Origin of the sequence: Pseudomonas sp. IT-P176 (assembly GCF_949767245.1) — a bacterium.
GTDB lineage: Bacteria > Pseudomonadota > Gammaproteobacteria > Pseudomonadales > Pseudomonadaceae > Aquipseudomonas.
Window position 1 is genome coordinate 147,278 of sequence record NZ_CATKPN010000112.1, and the last position, 19,925, is coordinate 167,202.

Sequence of the window (19,925 nt, forward strand, 5' to 3'; positions counted from 1 at the left end):
GCGCAGCGTGTATTTTTTCTGACCTGTGATTATTTTTCGTGAAGCTGATCATTGTTTCCCTCTACCTGCTCTCCATCGCGTACGTACACCTGCGCGGTCGCGTCCGGCACAAGCTGGGTCGCCAGTTAAGCGATCATTCGAGCTTCCTGGCGCCGATCAACTGCTTCCTCTACCTGTTTTCCAAACTGCCGAACCGACCGTACCTGGACCCCCGTGACTTCCCCGACCTGAGCCCGTTGCAGGCTCACTGGCAGGAAATTCGCGCAGAAGGCCAGAACCTGCTGCGGGCGGGGGAAATCAAACGCTCGGACCAGTACAACGACGTGGGTTTCAACTCGTTCTTCAAGACCGGCTGGAAGCGTTTCTACCTGAAGTGGTACGGCGAAAGCCATCCTTCGGCGACCAAGCTGTGCCCGCGCACCACCGAGCTGGTCCAGAGCATCGGCTCGATCAAGGCAGCCATGTTTGCCGAGTTGCCACCGGGTTCAAAACTGGTGCGTCACCGTGACCCCTACGCCGGCTCCTATCGTTATCACCTGGGCCTGGACACTCCCAATGACCCCGGTTGCTACATCGAGGTCGACGGCGAGCGCTATCACTGGCGCGATGGCGAGGCGGTGATGTTTGACGAGACCTATATCCACTACGCCGAAAACACCACCCAGGAGAATCGCATCATCCTGTTCTGCGACGTCGAGCGGCCGTTGAAGTACCGCTGGGCAGCTGCGTTCAATGCCTGGTTCAGTCGCACCGTGATGTCCGCCGCCGGCGCGCCCAACGATGCCGGCGATAAAACCGGCGGGATCAACCGCGCGTTCGCCAGGCTGTACAAGATCCGTCTGCGCGGCAAGGAACTGAAGAAGCGCAATCGCAAGCTCTACTACCTGGAAAAGTGGGCGATCTTCGGCGGCCTGCTGGCCGTGATCCTCTGGATCTAGGGTTTTTTCGCCCCCAGGCGTTGCCACATCTTTGCGCTCAGGCGCTGGCGATGAGTGAGGTCGGCCCAAGGGTCGGCCTTGAGTGCGCGTAAGCGCTCGCCAAGGTTGGCCACCGTCCATTGCTGGGCGCTGCGTAACCCCGGCAGTTCATCGCGGCGCACCGGCACCGACACCGGCAGGCCCTCCCGGGCCCGCACCGAGTAGGGCGCGACTGTGCTGGCCCCGCGCGCATTGCGCAGGTAGTCGATGAAGATTTTGCCGATGCGATTCTGCGGTCCCATTTTGGCGCTGAAGCGCTCCGGCAGCTCGCTCGCCATGAACTGGGCGATGGCTTTGGCGAAGGCCTTGACCCGGTCCCAGCTTTCCGTGCGGGCCAGCGGCACGATCAGGTGCATGCCCTTGCCGCCACTGGTTTTCAGGTACGCCTCCAGGCCCAGTTCATCGAGCACCGACAGGGTCAGTTGGGTGGCCTCCAGCATGCTTTTCCAGGGCAGCGCCGGGTCGGGGTCGAGGTCGAGCACGAACTGGTCCGGCGTCTCGATGTGATCGGCGGTGGCCCCCCAGGTATGCAGCTCGATCGCGCCCATCTGCACTGCGCCCACCAGGGCCTCGACACTGTCGATGGCCATCAGCCGTGCATGTCCAGGGTCCAGTCCGGGAGCCAGGTGGCGGATGTTGGGGATCGTCAATCGCTCGGCGTGTTTCTGGAAGAACTGCTCGCCGCCTACACCTTCCGGCGCCCTCAGTAACGATACCGGGCGCTGCCGTAGATGAGGCAGGATCCAGTCGCCGATACCTGCGTAGAACTGCGCCAATTGCAGCTTTTGCGTGCCGCTGGCCTTATCGATCACCCGTTCGGGATGGCTGACCCGAACCCCCGCCAACACCTCGTTTTTCTTGCTCTTTTCTGGCACCGGGGCGCTGACGGGCTGGGCTTGTTCGCGGCTGATCTGGCTGGCCGGTTTGTCGCTGCGCAAGGCGATAAAGGCGCCCTGGCGGATCAGGCCGGCGCGGGTCCACTCGGCGAACTGGACTTCGCACACCAGCTGCGGTTTGATCCAGTGCACGCCACGAGCCTGGGCGCTGCTCAGCGTATTGGCCAAGGGTGAGGTGTCGCGGGCCAGGCCCGACATCCGTTGGTGCAGGTGGTCCAGGGTCTGCTGGTCGAAACCGCTCCCCACGCGGCCGGCATAGACCAGTTCGCCAGCGTCATGCACCGCGAGCAACAAGGCACCAAAACCACTGCGCGAGCCTTGCGGTTGGGTGTAGCCGACGATGACGAATTCCTGGCGTCGCCGGCATTTGAGCTTGATCCAGTCAGCGCTGCGCCGGCTTTGATAAGGGCTGCCGAGCCGCTTGCCGATCAGTCCTTCGAGGGACAGGGCACAGGCGCTGGCGAGGATGTCCTGTTGCTTGGCGACAAACGCCTCGGAAAAACGCAGCAGCTGGCCGCGGTGGCGCGCCAGGGCCTTTTTCAAGGCGGCGCGACGCTGTTCGAGCGGCAACTGGCGTTGATCGCTACCCTGTAGAAACGGTGCATCGAACAGGAAATAGACCATCTCCAGGGTCCGCCCGAGTTCAAAAGCGTTTTGCAGCGCCTGAAAGTCCGGTAGACCCTGGTCGTCGAGCACCACCATCTCGCCATCCAGCCAACTGCCGTCGAGCTTGAGTGCGGCCAGTGCCTTGGCCTGGCGGGGCAGGCGAGCGGTCCAGTCGTGGCCGTTGCGGGTGATCAGGCGCACCTCGCCGTCGGCGATCCGCGCCAGGATGCGGTAGCCGTCGAATTTGATTTCATACTGCCAATCGCCGCTTGGGGCCTGGTCCACCAGGGTCGCCAGTTGCGGGGTGAGGTGGGCGGGCAGCGCCTGGATGGCTGGGGCGGATTTGCCGGCTTTTATCGGGTTTTTTCTCGACGGTTTTTTAACCGCGATGCGTGCCTCGCTCAGCACGCTGTCGGGCTGTTGCGTGAGCACGTCATAGTCGGCACTGGCGCGGGCCTGGGCATCGCGCTCCTTGATCAGCAACCATTGTTCCTTGTCACTGCTGCCGCGCAGGCGGGTTTTCACCAGGGTCCAGTCGCCCGCGAGCTTCTCGCCGATCAGGGTGAACTTGAGTTTGCCGGCTTGGTACGCCGCTTCCGGATCATCGTGGGGCTGCCACACGCCGTGGTCCCAGACGATCACCTCGCCAGCACCGTACTGCCCGGGGGGAATGGTGCCCTCGAAGCTGGCGTAATCCAGAGGATGGTCCTCGACATGCACCGCCAGGCGTTTCTGGCTCGGGTCCAGGCTTGGGCCCTTGGGCACTGCCCAGCTTTTCAGGGTGCCGGCCAGTTCCAGGCGAAAGTCGTAGTGAAGGTTGCGCGCGGCATGTTTCTGGATCACGAAGCGCAAGGCTGCAACGGCTTTTTTACCGGGCTTGCGCGCGGACGCTTCTGGCGGCTCGGAAGTCATCGCGAAGTTGCGTTTACGCGTGTATTCACTGACGGCCTTGGTCATTGGCACGATCCCTGGCGATCAATCGCCGGCAGCCTTACGCGGTTTTTTCGCTGGAGCGGCTTTGCGCGCGGTTTTTTTTGTGGGCGTGGCGGCAGACTTGCCACCCAGGCTGCGTTTGAGCAGCTCGGTCAAGTCGATGACGTCGGCGGACTTGCGCGGTTCGGCACCAGGCACGCTTTCGACGTCCTCGATCTTGCCGGCCCGGGCCTTTTTCTCCACCAGGGCCATGATCTTGTCCTCAAAGCTGTCGCGGTAGTCGGCCGGTTGCCAATCGCCGCTCATGTCTTCGACCAGGCGCTTGGCCATGTCCCGTTCGCCCTTGGCCAGGGTCGGGGCGGTGACGTCGCTGCCCAGGGCCAGTTCGTCCAGGCTGCGGACCTCGGCAGGCCAGCGCAGCATCACCAGCACCAGGGCCGAATCCAGCGGCATCAAGGCGGCCAGGTGCTGGCGGGTATGCAGCACCACGTGGGTCAGGGCGACCTTGCGGGTGTTGGCCAGGGTCTCGCGCAGCAGGGCGTAGACCTTGCCACCGCGTTTGTCGGGGGCCAGGAAGTACGGCGTGTCAATGTTCTGCAGGGGAATCTGCTCGGCATCGACGAAGGAAAAGATGTCGATGGTCTGGGTCGAGGTGGGGTGAGCGGAACGGATTTCTTCCTCGCTGAGCACCACATAACGACCTTTTTCGTAGAGCACGCCTTTGACGATGTGCTCCTTGGTCACCTCCTTGCCAGTGACCTTGTTGACCCGCTTGTAGCCGACCGGGTCCATGCTGCGGTTGTCCAGCCAGTCGAAATCCACCCCTTGGGAGGCCGTGGCCGAGACCAGGGACACCGGGATGTGGACCAGCCCGAAACTGATTGCGCCTTTCCAGATTGCCCGTGCCATCGCCGTTGCCTCGCGCTGTGATGATCAGGTGACCTGCGCGGGTTGGCGAAAGTTTCCGGCGGGTGCCCGGTGGAGCGCGGTAGCAGGCAGCCCTGCAACATCTTGTCTGGGAGTATTTCCTTCACAGCGGCGAACCCTGGGCGTAGCGTGGTATCGAAGACCTTATCGGCATGACAGTGGAGGACCTCCATCATGAGCAGGTATGTGTTGGCTGTAACGCTGCTGGCGTCGACCTTGCTGGGATCGATGGCGCAGGCGCAGGACGATCCGGACCGGATTGCCGCACTCGCAGGGCCAGGCCTGGTGGTTGCGCAGAATCTGCCGGGCGCCAGCAACAACAATCCCTACAACAACCCGATTCGCCGGGCCAACCCCAACAGCATGCAGGGCACCCGACCGGCAGCGCCGGTAATTCGCGCGCCCAACACCGTGCCAGTGCCACGCCCACCGACCCTGGATAACGGCGGCATTGGCAACGGTTATCCGCGCCCTAATGCCACCCCCGGAACAGTCAGGCCCTATGTCTCACCCGCCCCCCCTCCCAGAGACCCGGACACCAGCAACCGCTGAGGGCCCAGGGGGTAACGATCAGCAATAAAGGAAGTGTGCATGTCAGGTAAAACTCTTTTGGCGACCCTGTTGGGCAGCGCCCTGATGATCGCGCTGCCGGTGTCGGCGGCGTCCAGCCAACAGTTGCCGAGCGAGCTGGGCAGCCTGACGGTGACCCAGCTCACCGAAGGCCTGGAACACCCCTGGGCCCTGGCGTTTCTTCCCGACCAGCAAGGTATGCTGGTGACCGAACGGCCGGGCAACCTGCGTATCGTCGACCTCGAGGGCAAGCGCTCGGCGCCATTGAGCGGGGTGCCCAGTGTCTGGTCCAAGGGCCAGGGCGGCCTGCTTGACGTGGCGCTGTCACCGCAGTTCAAGAGTGACCGCCTGGTGTACCTGTCCTACGCTGAAGGCGGTGGTGCCGGGGATAAGGCCGGCACGGCGGTCGGTCGTGGCCGCTTGTCCAGGGACCTCAGGGCACTGGAGGATTTCCAGGTGATCTTCCGCCAGGAGCCCAAGCTGTCCACCAGCAACCATTTCGGCTCGCGCCTGGTGTTTGACCGTGACGGCTATCTATTCATCACCCTGGGCGAGAACAACGTGCGCGAAACGGCGCAGGACCTCGATAAGCTGCAAGGCAAAGTGGTGAGGATCTATCCGGACGGCCAGGTCCCCAAGGACAATCCCTTTGTCGGCCAAGCCGGGGTACGCCCGCAAATCTGGTCCTACGGCCAGCGCAATCCGCAAGGTGCAGCCCTCAACCCCTGGAGCGGTGAGCTATGGGAGAACGAGCACGGACCCAAGGGCGGCGATGAGCTGAACATCATCTCGCGCGGTAAAAACTACGGTTGGCCCTATGCGACCCACGGTATCAACTACTCCGGTCTGCCAATCCCCGAAGCTCGCGGCCAGACCGCCGAAGGGACAGTCGGTCCGCATCACGTCTGGCAGCAGTCACCGGGCATCAGCGGCATGGCGTTCTACGACAGCGACCGGTTCAAGGCTTGGCAGCACAGTGTATTCATCGGCGCGCTGGCGACCCAGGAACTGATTCGCCTGCAGCTCGATGGTGACAAGGTGGTGCATGAGGAGCGTTTATTGGGTGAGCTCAAGGCGCGGATCCGCGATGTACGCCAGGGGCCGGATGGCTACCTCTATGTGCTGACGGACGACCGGAACGGTGCGCTCTACAAGATCGGCCTGCAAACCGGGGATTGACTTGCTGGCGCCCCGAGGCTAATTTCCGGGCATGACTTTCACCGTATCGCGCCGCCAGCCAAGCATTATTATTACCGCCATTGCGAATTTGGCGGGCTAGCTGACGGCTGCACCCAACCCGCCCTTGAGGCGGGTTTTGTTTTTCTGTCTCCAGGGCCTGACGTACTCCAGGAGACATCAATGGACACTCCCACCGCCGGCCAGCCGCTACTGGCGCACTATGTGAAGAAGATCCTCGCCGCACCGGTCTATCAACTGGCGGTGCGTACGCCGCTGCAGGCAGCGCCCGCGTTGTCCCAGCGGCTGGACAACCAGATCCTGCTCAAGCGCGAAGACCTGCAGCCGACCTTTTCATTCAAGATTCGCGGCGCCTACAACAAGCTGGCCCACCTGAGTGAGGCACAGAAAGCCCGCGGCGTGATCACCGCGTCCGCCGGCAACCACGCCCAGGGTGTGGCGTTGGCCGCACGGGAGTTGGGGATCGACGCCTGTATCGTCATGCCCGAGTCGACGCCGGAGTTGAAGGTGGTCGGCGTGCGTAGCCGTGGCGCGCAGGCCCTGCTGCACGGTGCCAGTTTCCCGTTTGCCCTGGAGCATGCCTTGCAACTGGCGCGCGACAGCGCTCGCACCTTCGTCTCGCCGTTCGACGACCCGGATGTGATTGCCGGGCAGGGCACCGTGGCCATGGAAATCCTGCGCCAGCATCCGGGGCGCCTGGATGCGATCTTCGTTCCGGTCGGTGGGGGCGGGCTGATCGCGGGCATCGCCGCCTACGTCAAATACCTGCGGCCGACTATCCGTATCATCGGCGTCGAGTCCGAGCATTCGGCCTGTCTGCAGGCGGCGATGGCGGCGGGGGAACCGGTGATGTTGCCGAGCGTGGGGAGTTTCGCCGATGGGGTCGCCGTGGCACAGATCGGCGCCCACGGTTTTGCCATATGCCGCGACTACGTGGATCAGGTGCTCACCGTCAGTAACGATGAGTTGTGCGCCGCGATCAAGGATATCTACGACGATAGCCGCTCGATCACCGAGCCTTCTGGAGCCTTGGCCGTGGCGGGAATCAAGCAGTATGTGGCACGCAACGCGATCCAGGGGCAGACGTTGGTGGCCATCGACTCAGGCGCCAACATCAACTTCGACAGCTTGCGCCATGTCGCCGAGCGCGCCGCCTTGTGGAGCGCGTCGGCTTGAGCTTGGGTCGGCAGGGTTATTGCTGGACGGCTTTCTCGACCTTGTCGGACGCCGACCAGATGCGGTAGCGCACTTCGATGTCCTTGGGTACGTAGAGCACGATGGGCAGCTTGCTGTTGTAACGCAGCATGAAGCCATCTCCGACCACGGGCACGAAGGCTTCCGTGCGCTTGTCATCAGGGCACGCCATCAGGGTGCTCATGGGGCCGATGACTTTGTCCATCCGGTAGAACGGATAGCCCCAGCCTTCGAGGTTCTTTTCTTCGAGAATGCCGCCCAGGCGTGGGTTGTTGCAATCCACGGCCAGGGTCTTGCCGGCGAGGATCTCGACCTGGTAGTTGTTTTCAGCGGTCAGCGGGGCGAGGTTAATGACCTGCCGGGTAAAACCCTTGTCCGCCTTCGGAAAGGGCGCGACGTCTTCGAGTTTTGTGGCCAAGGCCTGGGTCGACAGACCGGCCAGCAGCACGGCCATGACGCTTAAGTGAGAAGAGCGCATGATGCCTCCTTGCATAGGGTGGATTCGGTGAACGGGAGCATTCTTACCGTGCCGCTCGCCTAATGCAAACCGCAATGGTGGAGCTGGCAAATTGCAGGACGATTTACCGCCAATCTTGCGTTTTGCATGAGCCCAAATGTTGATGCTTGACCTAAGCTGCTGATTGGCCTACGAACTGCTGCGAGCGGTTTTAGGCATGTTTAATGCTCCATTCTTGTGAAGGAATATGAAGAGCATCATGTAAAAATAAATCTCGGGCTGCGTCCTGGCAGAAACCGGGAACCATCGCAAAGGAAAGAACCGGCCCGGCCGGCAGTGGTTGACCAAACAAACATCACTCGGTCGATAAAAAGGAGAGCCTGCTTATGTTTCTGTCTGCCCTGGAACTGCGCAATATCATTGAAAGCAGTTTTTTGCCAAAACGCTGCCAATGCACGCTGTCACCGGACTTGTCGATGACCATCAAGATCTTCGGTGATCACCAAACTGATCAGGTCGACCTGGTGGTGACCGGGATCGACGCCAGCACCCTCAATGGTTGCCGCGAAATCAACGAGCTGATTGCCGAGTTGCGCCATGACCTGGCATACAAACCTGGCACTCATGCGATCGAGCCGAAACTGCGGGCATTCTAAGCCCACGCTCGAAAAGTTCGACCCCAGATGCCCTGGGCCTGGTCTTGCAGCCAGGCCCGGGGCATTTCAGCCCTTGGTTCAGTTCTGATAGCTACAGGCGTCCGAGAGCTTCTGGTAGCTGATGTTCTCCTGTTTGTCCTGGTTGTCGATGAACGTCATCTGCGCAGTGACCACTTTGCATTCCTCGGTGCTGGGTTCGGTCATCGAGATCACGTGTTTCACGTGCAGCTCCATGCCGTAGTGATAGGGCACGGGTAGCGCGGTGTTGGTGTTGTCGGCCAGCGCCAGGCCGGTGGCCCCGGTGCAGGCGAGGGAAGTGGCAAGCAGGAGGATTCGCAGGTTCATGGATAGTCTCCACAGCGGGCTTGAAGTCGGCGCGGCATTTCGGATGCCGGCCCTGCCGCGTGGGGCGTCAGAGAGCTCTGCGCGAACGCGGTCCAGTCACTGTTGGACCACAGGATTAACCGGAGGTTAAGTCGATTTGCGCTGATTTTTCGCCGGCGGATTTCCGACTAAAGTCGCCTGCCGAGCAAACAAGCCTTATGCCATCATTGGCGATCACCCGTTATTACTTCCCCCTGCATTCCCGAGCCTTGTCCGGCATGGGGTGCGCGTTATTTGTGTTGCTTGATTGACCCGTCGCACAGATGCACTGCTGGAGCTTTTTTCATGCGTCCCCCGTATTCCCTCATCACACCGCGCCCGGCTCTGGGCCTCGGCGTCCTGGCCCTGTGCGCAGGTTTTAGCACTGGCGCTCAGGCCAGTGGTTTCATCGACGACAGTCGCGCCAGCGTCGAGTCGCGTACGGTGTATTTCAACCGCGATTTTCGCGATGGCCACAGCAGCAACCCGCAAGGTGCTTCCAAGCGCGAAGAATCCGCCCAGGGTTTTATCCTCAACCTGCAGTCGGGTTACACCGAAGGCACCGTGGGTTTTGGCCTGGATGCGCTGGGCATGCTCGGGCTCAAGCTTGACTCCAGTGCCGACAGCAGCAACAGCGGCCTACTGCCGTCCTCCGGCAGCAACCCCCGTGGTTCGGAAGACCAATACGCCAAGCTCGGCCTGACGGCCAAGATGCGCATCTCGCGCAGTGTATTGAAGTACGGCTCCTTGTTGCCGGATCTGCCGCTGCTCAAATACAACGACGGGCGCCTGCTGCCGACCCAGTTCAATGGCGCCTTGCTGACGTCCAGGGAACTCAAGGACCTGACCTTCACCGCCGCCCGCCTGGACCAGTACACCGCCCGGGATTCCACCGACCAGCAAGACATCCGCGTGCACTGCAAGAACAAGCGCTACGCGTGCAATATCAGCGCCGATCACTTCGACCTGTATGGCCTGGACTATAAATTCAACGAGCGCTTGAGTGCGCAGTACCAGTACGCGGAGCTCGATGAGATCTACCGTCAGCACTTCGTTGGCTTGCTCGGTAACCAACCCATGGGCCCAGGGCTGCTCAAGGCTGACCTGCGTTTGCTCAGCAGCGCCGACACCGGCGCCGCGCGCGCCGGCAACATCGATAACCGCGCCTTGAGCGGGATGCTCGGCTATGCCATCAGCGGCCACACCTTCAGTGCCGGCTGGCAGCGGATGATCGGCGACACCTCGATGCCCTACCTGGATGGCAGCAATCCTTATCTGGTCAACTACGTCCAGGTCAACGACTTCGCCGCGGCCCAGGAGCGCTCCTGGCAGGTACGCTACGACTATGACTTCAAGGCGTTGGGCATCAATGGCTTGAGCTTTCTGACCCGTTACGTCAGCGGTGACCAGATCAAGGTGGCGGGCAGCGAGCAAGAGGGCAAGGAATGGGAGCGCGACAGCGAGCTCAAGTACGTGATCCAGGGCGGCACGTTCAAGGACCTGAGCCTGCGCCTGCGCAGCGCGACCTACCGTACCAACTACGAGGCGGTCGCCAGGGATGTAGATGAAACGCGGTTGATCCTCAGCTACAACTTTTCAGTGTTATAGGACCATGGGCAACACCGCCCCTGTTGGAGCGGGTACCCGCTTGCGGCTTGCTCGCGATGGACGTCAACGATAACGCGCAGATCCAGGATGAACGCAGCGTTCTTGAGACCATCGCGGGCAAGCCGCAAGATCCGACCAAGGTCAACGACTACTTTTTACGTGCCTTGTACATGTTGGCTTCCCGGCAGTACTCGACCAGCAAGGTTTCGTCGATAAAGTCGACATTGATAATGCTGCACTTGAGCAGCCATTCACCGTTGGGGGTGGGGCTGAACCATTCATTCAGTTCATCGGTGATCTTATTGACCCTTACGAAAGCGTTGTTAGCCCCGAATAACGGGTCAATAAGGGAAATGCCCGACGCATCGAACCAGATATAACTGGTTGCTGACAGCGACCACGGCAGCGAACCGTCTGGCGGATTGTCGAGTGTGCGGGCGATGTGTTGTTTCAGCTCACTGGGAGAAGTCAGGTCCTTGCCGCTCCAGCGGTGCTGGATCTTCGGCCAGAATACCCGTGCGTCGAATTCGGGGTGCCCCGAAGCGGCAATCACCACCCGCTGTGTGCGGCTAATGGCTTTCAGTTCAGCCAATGTCAGGTTGCGGTTGGCATAAGGGATCAGGCGCTCGCCCAGGCGACTGTTGATCGCATCGTTGAACTCCTTGAAAGCAAAACCGTTACCTTGGCTGCCCTCGGTTTGATGCACGTCGAGCAGGATGAATTCGTCGGGGTTTTTATCGAGGAAAAAATCCAGGGCCTTCACCAGATCGCTGAGCGGGCTGCCGGTTGCGGGGCCGTGAAAGGCCTCGAACTGATAAATATCTGTTCTTCTGGAGTTGGAGAAAACCCTCAGGTCCAGTGCCCGTGCACCGCTATTGAGCTGTTGGATATAAGGGCCGTTCTGGCACATGGTGTGGGAGGCTAGCACGCTATTGATTATGTTGTTGTCGGCGCTATACAAATCCATTCCCGAGTTGTGAGCTCCTGGCCAAACCAGTTGGTTAAGGGTCAAGCCGTCCATGCTCGGGGTCTTGCTCATCCATTCATGCCGGAATGAGATTTTTGCTGTGTGGGTGATATTCATATCTACACTTCCTTGAGTAGTCATGATTCCGTCCTGTCGCACCAGGCTATTTAAGGACGGCTGATGAAGTTGCACTGTGGGTCAACAACGTTTCCACTCTTCATATATGCACGCCGGGCCGCTTGGTGGGTGCAGTCTGTCATGTGTAATTTGCCAATGAGCGAAATGAGAAGAGGGAAGTTCCTAAACTAGGCTCAAGTTGCAGTGCTCGGTAGTTGCAGATTTCGCTAAGGGCCGTGGGAATTGGAGGAGGTCGTGCAGGAACAAGGCAGCGTGCCGAAACAACCTGCAGCCCGGCACTGCCCCTGGCCAGATTACCGCTTACGCGTTGTTGCGGTTCTTTTCTTCAATCCACTGCGACATGTACTGGGTGCTCTTGTGTTGGTGATGACGCAACATGCCGCCAATAAAGTTGGCCTGGCGTAACTCAAGCAGATGTTCGCGGCAATGTTCCAGGCGTGCGATCAGCGCCGGGCCATGCACGCTTTGCCGGTAACGGGCCTGCAGCAGCTTCACACCGGCATCCTGGGCCTGGTTCCAGAGGTGTTCATCCTGGTACAGGCGCACGGCGGCTGCGGCAATGGCCGTGGCACTTTGGCCAATCGCCCCGGCCCAGGGCATGTCCCCGGCCATGCCTTCGGCGCCGATGGGAGTGGTGACGTTGGGCGTGCCGCAGAGCATCGCGTCGACAATCTTGCCCTTGATCCCGGCTCCGAAACGCAGGGGCGCCAGGCAAATACGCGCGGCCGTCATCACCTGCAACGCATCTTCTGCCCAGTTCATGATGTGAAACCCCTGCGCCGGGTTGTGCAAGGCGCTCGCCTTGGGCGGCGTGTAGGCACCATAGATGTGCAGTTGCGCGCCAGGCAGTTGTTGGCGGATCAGCGGCCAGACGGCATTTTTCATCCAGAGCACGGCGTCCCAGTTCGGCGCGTGGCGGAAATTGCCGATGCTAAGAAAATGCGCACGGTCGGCGTACGGAGCCAGCGCCTGTGCCGTGGGTTCGAGCATCAGTGGACACCAATGCAGGGCACTGGGTGGCAGGCTGAAGTGCTCGACCAGCAAGCGGATCTCCACCTCGGAGATCATCAGGTTGAGGTCGCAGCGAAACAGTGCGGCAATTTCCCGCCGAGCCAGATCGGTGTCGGCCATCGCGGTGAACTCCTGGGCCAGCGTCTGGCCGAACAGCGCGGTGCCGTCATCGTGGTCGTCGCTGGCCTTGAGATGGTCCTTGAGCCGCTGGTGGCGAGCATGGCGCAGGCTTTGCAAATCTGAAGTCTCCAGGACCCGCAAAGCGTTAGGGCAGTGTTTTTCCACGCGCCAGCCAAACTGTTCTTCCATCATGAACTGGTCGAACAGCACGATATCCGGGGCCAGCTCACTGACGAAAGCATCAAAGCTGCTGCTGTTGAGCTCGATGCTGCACTCTGCGATACCCATGGCCGTCAGGTCGGCCTTGTGCTCGCCGGGGCCTGCCGGGCTGCTGAAGGTAATGTCCCAGCCCTGTTCCAGGAATGTCTCGAGAATCTGCATCACGTGCCCACTGGCGGCGGATGAGCGGGGTTCGGGCCAGACGTAACCAATAACCAGGACTTTGGTTGCGCGGGACTGACTCATGAGCGGTATTTCCTTGAAGCGGCAGGGGGGAGGGCGCGAACGGCGTTATTAAACCACAGGGCGGTCAGCCAGCAGGCCCTTGACCTTGTCGCGCAACTGATCGATGGAGAAGGGCTTGCCGATCACGTGCATCCCGACAGGCACTTCCAGGCTTTCGGCATAACCGCTGGCAAACAGGATCGGCAGGCTCGGGCGCAGCGCGCGCGCGCGTGCAGCCAGCTCCCGGCCATCCATTTGCGGCAGGCCCACATCGGTCATCAGCAGGTCAATGAGCGTATCGCGGTTTTCCAGCAGGACCAGGGCCGCGGTGCCGCTGTCCGCCTCCAGCACCTTGAATTGCAGTTCTTCCAGCACATCAACGATCAGCATGCGCACGATGGCGTCGTCTTCGACTACGAGGATGGTGGCAGTGGTGCTGGACATAGTGACTGTTCTCGAAAAGGGCGTGGGGTGACCGGTGTCGCAAATTGGCCGGCTTTTTCATCAGTAATCAGCCGGCCCCGACAAGTTCCCGGCGGGCTGAAAAAACCCTCAGGGTACGGGCCTCGACAGGATAACCCCGGTGCTGGGGAGATTGCAGCGCAATGCAGGAAAATGCTGGCTAAGCTGTCAGAAAAATGGATCCCAGACGCGATTTTGGGGCAAACTCCTTCATTTATGCCCGTCCACCAAGGCCCGCAAATGATCACTTCGTCGTCCGTTGATGAGCAAAGTTTCCGCAAACTCCTGAGCCGCAACATCGGCTTGCCGTTGGGGGTGGGCGTGCTCAGCGTGGTGTTTTTCGTCTCTCTGATCACCTACCTGATGTCGACCATCCAGTGGGTGGAGCATACCGATCGGGTGATCAACAACGCCAACGAAGCGGTCAAGCTCACGGTCGACCTGGAAACCGGCATGCGCGGCTACCTGCTGACCGGTGACGAACATTTTCTCGACCCTTACGAGACAGCCCGGCCGCGTATTGTAGTGGCCCTGCAAACCCTGCAGGAACTGACCGCGGACAACCCGGTCCAGGTCGACCGGTTGCACCGCCTGCAAGCCATGCAGGAAGAGTGGAACACCTACGCCCAGAGCATGATCGAGCTACAGCGCAGCAGCGGCGACTACCGTTCTGCCGTGCGCGCCGGTCGCGGCAAGCGCCTGACCGACGAGATCCGCAAACAGTACGAAGACGTCATCGAGATGGAGCAACAGTTGCGCACCACGCGCAATGAAGAGGTGCGTCGCACCACGCTCTGGAGCATTACGCTGTACGTCCTGTTCGTGGTTGGCATCAGCGCTTTGCTGGCATACATTGGGCGCCGCGACTTGCTCAGCCTCTCGCGTAGCTACAGCACCAACCTGGCGGCCCAACAAACCAGCGCCCGGCGCCTGGAACAACAGGCCTGGTTGCGCAACGGCCAGACTGAACTGGCCGAACAAGTGCTGGGCCAGCTGTCATTGAACCTGCTGGGGCGCAATATCCTGCAGTTTTGTGCGCAATACCTGGGCAGCGCAGTCGCGGCGGTCTACGTCAAGGAGGATCATGGCGGCCTCAATCGCGTGGCAACCTATGGTTTTTCCCGCGAGCAGGAAGCCGTTGACCAGCAGATCTATAACGGCGAGGGCATCGCCGGCCAGGCCGTACTGCAGGGCCGCCTGATTCGCCTGGACGAGGTGCCGGCCGACTATTTCAAAGTCAGCTCCGGGCTTGGCGACGGGGTGCCGCGCAGTGTGCTGGTGGTGCCTACCAGCGACGACGGCCGGGTCAACGGGGTGATCGAGCTGGGTTTCCTGCGGGCCCTGGACGAGCGTGACATCGAGTTGCTCGAGTTGATTGCCGGCAACATCGGCACCTCGATCGAAGCGGCCCGTTATCGCCAGCGCTTGCAGGAAGTGCTGGCCGAGACCCAGCAACTCAACGAAGAGCTGCAGGTCCAGCAGGAAGAACTCAAGACCGCCAACGAAGAGCTGGAAGAACAGTCGCGGATTCTCAAGGAGTCCCAGGCCCACCTGGAAACCCAGCAGGTGGAACTTGAGCAGACCAACGAGCAGCTCGCCGAGCAGGCCCAAACCCTGGCCGAACAGCGCGACGCCATGGACCTGAAAAACACCGAACTCAATCAGGCGCAGGTCCAGCTCGAGGACCGTGCCCAGGAGCTGCAGCGCTCCAGCAAGTACAAGTCCGAATTCCTCGCCAACATGTCCCACGAATTGCGCACGCCGCTCAACAGTTCGTTGATCCTCGCCAAGTTGCTGGCGGAAAACCCCCAGGACAACCTCAGCGCCGAACAGGTCAAGTTCGCCGAGTCGATCTACTCCGCCGGCAATGACCTGTTGAACCTGATCAACGACATCCTCGACATCTCCAAGGTCGAGGCCGGCAAGCTCGAGATACGCCCGGAGAACACCAGTGTCGCGCGCCTGGTGGACGGCCTGCGCGGCATGTTCGAGCCGCTGGCGGTGGACAAACACCTGGCGTTCAACGTCCACCTGGACTCGGACGCTCCGACGCTGCTGTTCACCGACCGCCAGCGTGTGGAGCAGGTGCTGAAGAACCTGTTGTCGAACGCGATCAAATTCACCGAGCAGGGCGAAGTCAGCCTCAATGTCAGTCTGCAGCCAGGGGGCGCAATAGCCTTTGCCGTGCGCGACTCGGGGATCGGCATCGCCAGCGATCAGCACAGCAGTATTTTCGAAGCGTTCCGCCAGGCCGATGGCACCACCAACCGGCGCTACGGTGGCACCGGGCTGGGGCTGTCGATCTCCCGCGACCTGGCAGCGTTGCTCGGCGGCTCGATCACCGTCAGCAGCGAACCGGGGCAGGGCAGCCTGTTTACCTTGCTGTTGCCCGAGCAGTACGTCGAGCGTGACGAGAACAGCGTCCAACTGCCGCCACCGGCGTCGGTCGCCTTTGTCCCGGCGGTGCCGGTGGCACGTCCGGCCGCGATCATCGAGGCGCAGATCCCGCGCTTTGCCGATGACCGCGCCAATGCGCCGTTCAGCACCCGCTGCATCCTGGTGGTGGAGGATGAGGTCAACTTTGCGCATATCCTCTACGACCTGGCGCATGAACTGGGTTATCAGTGCCTGGTGGCCCATGGTGCCGATGAAGGTTACGACCTGGCCAGCGAGTTCCTGCCCGACGCGATCCTGCTGGACATGCGCCTGCCGGACCATTCCGGGCTGACCGTGCTGCAGCGCCTCAAGGAACACGCCGAAACCCGCCACATACCGGTGCATGTGATTTCGGTCGAAGACCGGGTCGAGGCTGCGATGCACATGGGCGCCGTGGGCTATGCGGTCAAGCCGACCACGCGCGAGGAACTCAAGGACGTGTTCGCCCGCCTGGAGGCCAAGCTGACGCAGAAGGTCAAGCGCGTGCTGCTGGTGGAAGACGATGACCTGCAGCGCGACAGTATCGCCCGGCTGATCGGCGACGATGACATCGAAATTACCGCCGTGGGCTTGGCCCAGGAAGCGCTGGACCTGCTGCGCAACAACATCTATGACTGCATGATCATCGACCTCAAGCTGCCCGACATGCTCGGCAATGACCTGCTCAAGCGCATGTCCACCGAAGACATCTGCTCGTTCCCGCCGGTGATCGTCTACACCGGGCGCAACCTGACCCGCGATGAAGAGGCAGACCTGCGCAAGTATTCGCGGTCGATCATCATCAAGGGCGCGCGCTCGCCGGAGCGGCTGCTGGATGAAGTGACATTATTTCTGCACAAAGTCGAATCGCGGTTGTCCCATGAGCGGCAAACGATGCTCAAGACCGCGCGCAGTCGCGACAAGGTCTTCGAAGGGCGCAAGGTGCTGTTGGTGGACGACGACGTGCGCAACATCTTCGCCCTCACCAGCGCCCTGGAGCACAAAGGCGCAATCGTGGTCATTGGCCGTAATGGCCGTGAAGCGATCGACAAACTCAATGAAGTCGAGGACATCGACCTGGTACTGATGGACGTGATGATGCCGGAAATGGACGGCTTCCAGGCCACCGTGGAAATTCGCAAGGATCCGCGCTGGCGCAAGCTGCCGATCATCGCCGTCACGGCCAAGGCCATGAAGGACGATCAGGAGCGCTGCCTGCAGGCGGGCGCCAACGATTACCTGGCCAAGCCCATCGACCTGGATCGCCTGTTCTCGTTGATTCGCGTGTGGTTACCGAAGATGGAAAGAATTTAGTGGAGCGCAATACTGAAATCGAACTGCGGCTGCTGATCGAAGCGATCTACCTCAAGTACAGCTACGATTTTCGTGACTACTCGGGCGCCTCGATCAAGCGCCGGGTCAATCACGCCCTGCACCAGTTCGAATGCAAGACCATTTCGGCGTTGCAGGAGCGAGTCCTGCACGATCCGGCGGCGTTCATGCAATTGCTGCAGTTGCTGACCATTCCGGTCAGCGAGATGTTTCGCGACCCGGCGCACTTCCTGGCGATTCGTCAGGAAGTGGTGCCCCTGCTGCGCACCTATCCGTCGATCAAGATCTGGATTGCCGGCTGCAGCACGGGCGAGGAGGTCTACTCGATGGCGATCCTGCTGCGCGAAGAAGGCCTGCTGGAGCGCACGATCATCTACGCCACCGACATCAATCCGCGCTCCCTGGAAAAGGCCAAGCAGGGGATCTTTTCCCTGGAGAACATCCGCGCCTATACCCGCAACTACCAGCAGGCCGGCGGGCAGAGTTCATTCGCTGACTACTACACTGCTGCCTACGATTACGCGATTTTCGACAAGAGCCTGCGTGACAACGTGACCTTTGCCGATCACAGCCTGGCAACCGATAGCGTGTTCTCAGAAACTCAATTAATTTCGTGTCGTAACGTATTGATTTACTTTAATAAAAAGTTGCAGGATCGCGCCTTCGGATTGTTTCATGAGTCGCTCTGTCACCGCGGTTTCCTGGTGCTGGGCAGTAAGGAAACCCTCGACTTTTCGAGCTACAGCAAACAGTTCGAGCCCCTGGTCAAACAAGAACGGATCTACCGTAAAACATGAAAACCGGCTTGTTGAGCAACGCTCCAGCCTCGCGGGTCGAGGCCATCGTCATTGGCGCTTCCGCCGGTGGCGTGGAGGCGTTGTTGAGTATTTTCGGCAAGCTGGGGTCGGGTTTTGCCTTGCCGATCATTGTCGTCCTGCACCTGCCGGAGCAACGGCGCAGCCAGTTGGTTGAGGTCATTGCGCGGCGGGTGGCGATGCCGGTGGTCGAGGCGCTCGACAAGGCCGTGATCGAGGCCGGCACCCTGTACCTGGCTGCACCCGGTTATCACCTGTCGGTGGAGCAGGATCGCAGCTTGTCCCTGAGCCTGGAGGAGCGCCTGCACTATTCGCGGCCAGCGATCGACTACCTGTTCGAATCCGCTGCCGACGCCTATGGCCCGGCCTTGCTGGCGGTGCTGTTGACCGGCGCCAACCAGGATGGCGCGCGGGGCCTGGCGCACGTCAAGCGCCTGGGCGGGTTGACCGTGGTCCAGGACCCGGCCGAAGCCCAGGTGGCGACCATGCCCGACGCGGCGCTGGCCCTGCAGCAACCCGATCACATACTCACCTTGCACGGCATCGGCCGTCTGCTTGTCGAGCTGGAAGGAACCTCATGCTAAGTACTATCCAGGCCAAATTGCTGATCGTCGACGATCTGCCGGAGAACCTGCTGGCCCTTGAAGCGCTGATCAAGCGCGAAGATCGCGCGGTGTACAAGGCACTGTCGGCCGATGAAGCGCTGTCGCTGCTGCTGCAGCACGAGTTCGCTCTGGCCATTCTCGACGTGCAGATGCCGGGCATGAATGGCTTCGAGCTGGCAGAACTGATGCGCGGTACGGAAAAGACCAAGAACATTCCGATCGTGTTTGTCAGCGCCGCCGGGCGCGAAATGAACTATGCCTTCAAGGGCTACGAAAGCGGCGCGGTGGACTTCCTGCATAAACCCCTGGATATCCACGCGGTGAAGAGCAAGGTCAACGTGTTCGTCGACCTGTTCCGGCAACGCAAGGCAATGAAGCTGCAGGTCGAAGCCCTGGAGCAAAGCCGCCGCGAGCAGGAAGCCTTGCTCAAGCAGTTGCAGACCACCCAGGGCGAACTGGAGCAGGCAGTACGCATGCGCGACGACTTCATGTCGATCGTCGCGCATGAGGTGCGCACGCCGTTGAACGGGCTGATCCTGGAAACCCAGTTGCGCAAGATGCACCTGGCCCGCGACAACGCCGCAGCCTTTACCCTGGACAAGATGCACGCGATGGTCGACCGCGATGAGCGGCAGATCAAAAGCCTGATTCGGCTGATCGAAGACATGCTCGATGTGTCGCGGATTCGCACGGGCAAGCTCTCCATCCGGCCCAGCCACTTCGACCTGTCACAACGGGTGGCTAACCTGCTGCAGAACTTTGCGCCGCAGGTGGAGGCCGCCGAGTGTTCCATCAGCTTCATTGCCGAGCATCCGGTAGAGGGGCACTGGGACGAATTCCGCATTGAGCAGGTGATTTCCAACCTGCTGACCAACGCCTTGCGGTATGGCGGCAAAGGCCTGATCGAAGTCCGTGTGTACAGCCAGGACGGCCAGGCCCGGGTTGAAGTACGCGACCGAGGAATCGGCATCAGTGAAGAGAACCAGCAGCGGATATTCCAGCAGTTCGAACGGGTTTCGGCCAAGACCGTAGTGGCGGGCCTGGGCCTTGGGCTGTTCATTTCCGAGCAGATAATCGCCGCCCATGGAGGTTCGATCAGCGTCGAGAGCCGGATCAACGAGGGCGCAATGTTCCGGGTTTGCCTGCCGCTCTAGTAAAACAGGCAAAATAAACGCAACCTCTGCAGCGATGCAGGGTCGTAATAGCAGCTATTGACCGAACAAAGGCTTCCC

15 protein-coding genes and 3 pseudogenes are annotated in these 19,925 nt (G+C 60.9%); 11 read left to right on the forward strand and 7 right to left on the reverse strand.

Features of this window, described 5'->3' with window-relative positions:
* Window positions 1-38: 38 nt before the first annotated feature.
* Window positions 39-938 (forward strand): lipid A hydroxylase LpxO, encoded by a 900-nt coding sequence (lpxO, locus tag ACM6IP_RS25820; RefSeq protein ID WP_095168337.1) that lies wholly within the window; start codon window positions 39-41, stop codon window positions 936-938.
* Here lpxO and ligD read toward each other — a convergent pair.
* Both ligD and ACM6IP_RS25830 read right to left on the reverse strand, forming a co-directional pair.
* Window positions 935-3,436, reverse strand: a complete 2,502-nt coding sequence (gene ligD / locus ACM6IP_RS25825; protein ID WP_414862589.1) for a DNA ligase D — start codon at window positions 3,434-3,436, stop codon at window positions 935-937. The genes lpxO and ligD overlap by 4 nt on opposite strands.
* 18 nt (window positions 3,437-3,454) lie before the next feature.
* On the reverse strand, window positions 3,455-4,321 hold the full coding sequence (locus tag ACM6IP_RS25830) for a Ku protein (protein WP_414862590.1): 867 nt from the start codon (window positions 4,319-4,321) through the stop codon (window positions 3,455-3,457).
* Between the two features lie 192 nt (window positions 4,322-4,513).
* Here ACM6IP_RS25830 and ACM6IP_RS25835 point away from each other — a divergent pair, with 192 nt between their 5' ends.
* The 3 genes and pseudogenes from ACM6IP_RS25835 to ilvA form a co-directional block, all read left to right on the forward strand.
* On the forward strand, window positions 4,514-4,891 hold the full coding sequence (locus ACM6IP_RS25835; protein WP_095168331.1) for a hypothetical protein: 378 nt from the start codon (window positions 4,514-4,516) through the stop codon (window positions 4,889-4,891).
* Window positions 4,892-4,930: 39 nt separating this feature from the next.
* Complete coding sequence (locus ACM6IP_RS25840; protein ID WP_095168329.1) at window positions 4,931-6,088, forward strand: PQQ-dependent sugar dehydrogenase; 1,158 nt, start codon at window positions 4,931-4,933, stop codon at window positions 6,086-6,088.
* Between the two features lie 180 nt (window positions 6,089-6,268).
* Window positions 6,269-7,264: pseudogene (gene ilvA / locus ACM6IP_RS25845) on the forward strand (threonine ammonia-lyase, biosynthetic); the annotation flags it as partial.
* A 34-nt stretch (window positions 7,265-7,298) separates the two neighbouring features.
* Here ilvA and eco read toward each other — a convergent pair.
* Window positions 7,299-7,778 carry a serine protease inhibitor ecotin gene (gene eco / locus ACM6IP_RS25850; protein WP_414862591.1) on the reverse strand — a complete coding sequence of 160 codons (480 nt, stop codon included), beginning with the start codon at window positions 7,776-7,778 and terminating at the stop codon, window positions 7,299-7,301.
* Between the two features lie 365 nt (window positions 7,779-8,143).
* Between eco and ACM6IP_RS25855 the strand changes: the two genes are divergently transcribed.
* Entirely contained in the window at window positions 8,144-8,413 is a 270-nt protein-coding gene (locus ACM6IP_RS25855; protein WP_095168323.1) for a DUF1652 domain-containing protein, read from the forward strand.
* Window positions 8,414-8,491: 78 nt separating this feature from the next.
* Here the strand turns inward: ACM6IP_RS25855 and ACM6IP_RS25860 are convergent, their stop codons facing one another.
* Window positions 8,492-8,758 carry a DUF2790 domain-containing protein gene (locus ACM6IP_RS25860; protein ID WP_414862592.1) on the reverse strand — a complete coding sequence of 89 codons (267 nt, stop codon included), beginning with the start codon at window positions 8,756-8,758 and terminating at the stop codon, window positions 8,492-8,494.
* Between the two features lie 324 nt (window positions 8,759-9,082).
* Here ACM6IP_RS25860 and ACM6IP_RS25865 point away from each other — a divergent pair, with 324 nt between their 5' ends.
* Entirely contained in the window at window positions 9,083-10,384 is a 1,302-nt protein-coding gene (locus ACM6IP_RS25865) for an OprD family porin (RefSeq protein WP_095168319.1), read from the forward strand.
* A 148-nt stretch (window positions 10,385-10,532) separates the two neighbouring features.
* Here the strand turns inward: ACM6IP_RS25865 and ACM6IP_RS25870 are convergent, their stop codons facing one another.
* The 3 genes from ACM6IP_RS25870 to ACM6IP_RS25880 all read right to left on the reverse strand — a co-directional run bounded on the left by ACM6IP_RS25870 (window position 10,533) and on the right by ACM6IP_RS25880 (window position 13,508).
* Complete coding sequence (locus ACM6IP_RS25870) at window positions 10,533-11,468, reverse strand: phospholipase (protein WP_414862593.1); 936 nt, start codon at window positions 11,466-11,468, stop codon at window positions 10,533-10,535.
* Window positions 11,469-11,789: 321 nt separating this feature from the next.
* Window positions 11,790-13,085 carry a glycosyltransferase gene (locus tag ACM6IP_RS25875; protein WP_095168315.1) on the reverse strand — a complete coding sequence of 432 codons (1,296 nt, stop codon included), beginning with the start codon at window positions 13,083-13,085 and terminating at the stop codon, window positions 11,790-11,792.
* A 48-nt stretch (window positions 13,086-13,133) separates the two neighbouring features.
* Window positions 13,134-13,508, reverse strand: a complete 375-nt coding sequence (locus ACM6IP_RS25880) for a response regulator (protein WP_095168313.1) — start codon at window positions 13,506-13,508, stop codon at window positions 13,134-13,136.
* Between the two features lie 258 nt (window positions 13,509-13,766).
* On the opposite strand from ACM6IP_RS25880, the pseudogene ACM6IP_RS25885 reads away from it, so the two are divergent.
* The 5 genes and pseudogenes from ACM6IP_RS25885 to ACM6IP_RS25905 form a co-directional block, all read left to right on the forward strand.
* Window positions 13,767-15,936, forward strand: a pseudogene (locus ACM6IP_RS25885) (CHASE3 domain-containing protein); the annotation flags it as partial.
* 89 nt (window positions 15,937-16,025) lie between these two features.
* A pseudogene (locus ACM6IP_RS25890) lies at window positions 16,026-17,255 on the forward strand (response regulator); the annotation flags it as partial.
* The gene (locus ACM6IP_RS25895; protein ID WP_095168311.1) at window positions 17,255-18,070 is read left to right on the forward strand and encodes a CheR family methyltransferase; all 816 of its coding nucleotides are present in this window, start codon (window positions 17,255-17,257) and stop codon (window positions 18,068-18,070) included. The pseudogene ACM6IP_RS25890 and the gene ACM6IP_RS25895, both read left to right, overlap by 1 nt.
* Window positions 18,067-18,672, forward strand: a complete 606-nt coding sequence (locus tag ACM6IP_RS25900) for a chemotaxis protein CheB (RefSeq protein ID WP_095168310.1) — start codon at window positions 18,067-18,069, stop codon at window positions 18,670-18,672. Before ACM6IP_RS25895 ends, ACM6IP_RS25900 begins: the two co-directional genes overlap by 4 nt.
* The gene (locus tag ACM6IP_RS25905; protein WP_095168308.1) at window positions 18,666-19,847 is read left to right on the forward strand and encodes a hybrid sensor histidine kinase/response regulator; all 1,182 of its coding nucleotides are present in this window, start codon (window positions 18,666-18,668) and stop codon (window positions 19,845-19,847) included. Before ACM6IP_RS25900 ends, ACM6IP_RS25905 begins: the two co-directional genes overlap by 7 nt.
* Window positions 19,848-19,925: the final 78 nt, after the last annotated feature.

What these genes read in the sequence shown, in the direction of transcription:
- ligD (WP_414862589.1), bottom strand. Translation starts at nt 3,436, where the DNA reads ATGACCAAGGCCGTCAGTGAATACACGCGTAAACGCAACTTCGCGATG.
- ACM6IP_RS25830 (WP_414862590.1), bottom strand. Translation starts at nt 4,321, where the DNA reads ATGGCACGGGCAATCTGGAAAGGCGCAATCAGTTTCGGGCTGGTCCAC.
- ACM6IP_RS25835 (WP_095168331.1), top strand. Translation starts at nt 4,514, where the DNA reads ATGAGCAGGTATGTGTTGGCTGTAACGCTGCTGGCGTCGACCTTGCTG.
- ACM6IP_RS25840 (WP_095168329.1), top strand. Translation starts at nt 4,931, where the DNA reads ATGTCAGGTAAAACTCTTTTGGCGACCCTGTTGGGCAGCGCCCTGATG.
- eco (WP_414862591.1), bottom strand. Translation starts at nt 7,778, where the DNA reads ATGCGCTCTTCTCACTTAAGCGTCATGGCCGTGCTGCTGGCCGGTCTG.
- ACM6IP_RS25855 (WP_095168323.1), top strand. Translation starts at nt 8,144, where the DNA reads ATGTTTCTGTCTGCCCTGGAACTGCGCAATATCATTGAAAGCAGTTTT.
- ACM6IP_RS25860 (WP_414862592.1), bottom strand. Translation starts at nt 8,758, where the DNA reads ATGAACCTGCGAATCCTCCTGCTTGCCACTTCCCTCGCCTGCACCGGG.
- ACM6IP_RS25865 (WP_095168319.1), top strand. Translation starts at nt 9,083, where the DNA reads ATGCGTCCCCCGTATTCCCTCATCACACCGCGCCCGGCTCTGGGCCTC.
- ACM6IP_RS25870 (WP_414862593.1), bottom strand. Translation starts at nt 11,468, where the DNA reads ATGAATATCACCCACACAGCAAAAATCTCATTCCGGCATGAATGGATG.
- ACM6IP_RS25875 (WP_095168315.1), bottom strand. Translation starts at nt 13,085, where the DNA reads ATGAGTCAGTCCCGCGCAACCAAAGTCCTGGTTATTGGTTACGTCTGG.
- ACM6IP_RS25880 (WP_095168313.1), bottom strand. Translation starts at nt 13,508, where the DNA reads ATGTCCAGCACCACTGCCACCATCCTCGTAGTCGAAGACGACGCCATC.
- ACM6IP_RS25900 (WP_095168310.1), top strand. Translation starts at nt 18,067, where the DNA reads ATGAAAACCGGCTTGTTGAGCAACGCTCCAGCCTCGCGGGTCGAGGCC.
- ACM6IP_RS25905 (WP_095168308.1), top strand. Translation starts at nt 18,666, where the DNA reads ATGCTAAGTACTATCCAGGCCAAATTGCTGATCGTCGACGATCTGCCG.